Origin of the sequence: Micromonospora deserti (genome assembly GCF_003236335.1) — a bacterium.
Lineage (GTDB): Bacteria > Actinomycetota > Actinomycetes > Mycobacteriales > Micromonosporaceae > Micromonospora > Micromonospora deserti.
This window is the reverse complement of sequence record NZ_POUB01000509.1, coordinates 1-1,160: the sequence shown is the minus strand read 5'-3', so window position 1 is coordinate 1,160 and position 1,160 is coordinate 1. Positions and strand designations below refer to the sequence as shown.

General features: G+C 70.9%; 1 protein-coding gene. It reads right to left on the bottom strand.

What is annotated here, in order from left to right; genetic code table 11:
- On the bottom strand, nt 1-511 hold a 511-nt coding region (locus C1I99_RS31615; RefSeq protein WP_233512832.1), incomplete at its 3' end, for a Crp/Fnr family transcriptional regulator.
- Nucleotides 512-1,160: the final 649 nt, after the last annotated feature.

Genomic DNA, 1,160 nt, shown 5'->3' with positions numbered 1-1,160 from the left:
GCCCAGGCCCGGCCGTGTTTGCTGACATTCCCGGTGGCAGCGCCGCCATGCCACAGATGTCCTCCGAGAGGCAATCTGCCCCACCTCGCCCGCCCGCAGCTCTCAGACGACGCTGTGGGTCGCGCCCACCCACCGGGTGTTCGTGACGGATGTATCCGGGGGCTTCGGCCGGTCTCGCCCGTCTCTGCGTCCAGTGCCGCGCGGTCGAGGAGGGAATCCCGGCGAGGCGTTGCGGTACGCTTTTGAACACGTTGTCGGACAGCCGCCGCTCCACGTCCCGCAGCCGCTGGCCGAGAATGGCGGTGATCCGCCCCGCGATGCGGGCGTCCGACAGCAGGTACTGCTGTACGCAGGACCGGTTGAGCACGCACACGGCGACCTCGTCGAGGGCCTCGGCGTAGTTGTCGTACATGTGCTGGCCGAGCAGGATCATCTCCCCGAAGATCGTGCCCGGCTCGATCAGCGAGGTGGTCAGCGCCCGCCCGTCGCCGGAGACCCGAAACAGGCGCACCCGGCCGGCCTTGAGGATGAACAGCGTCTCGGCTGGGCTCGGCGGGGAGTACGGGGTCCCCCGGGTGGTAGGTCTTCATCGGTCGTGATAGGCGGCGGCGCGCTCCACCGTGCGCATCCGCCCCGGCGCCCACGGCGGGGGCAGCGCACCCCAGGGCGTCCGGTCCAGCGCGTCCAAGCTTTCGCTCACACAGTACGACACGTCCGCGGACCGGCCGGCCGGCCGGTTCCCGACGTCGTGTCACGGTCCGGCCGGCCACCGGCCGGTGTGCACCGGCGGGCATCACCGGTTGCCGGTCAGCCGGGGACGCAGCAGCGCGTACCCCAGGCCGAGGACCAGCCCGTACATCAGATGTCCCACCAGGCAGGTGGCGCCGACGAACGCCGAGATGGCCAGGTGCACCAGCCAGCCACCGCGGAATTTGTGTAGGGCTCCGCGCGTGCGGTGGCGGAGGGCCTCGCGTGTCTCGGCCAACTGGCTATGTCGCTGTCGATGCTCAGCGCGGCGGCGGCGACCACCCACGATGAGGTGTGAACAGCCGCTGATGGGGCAGCCAGGTGGGCCGAAGGGGCCAGGTTCGGAGGTGGTCGTTCATGGGGCGCACGGTGATGGGACCTCGGGCTGAGCAGGTGCGGCCTCGCTCCGGTGG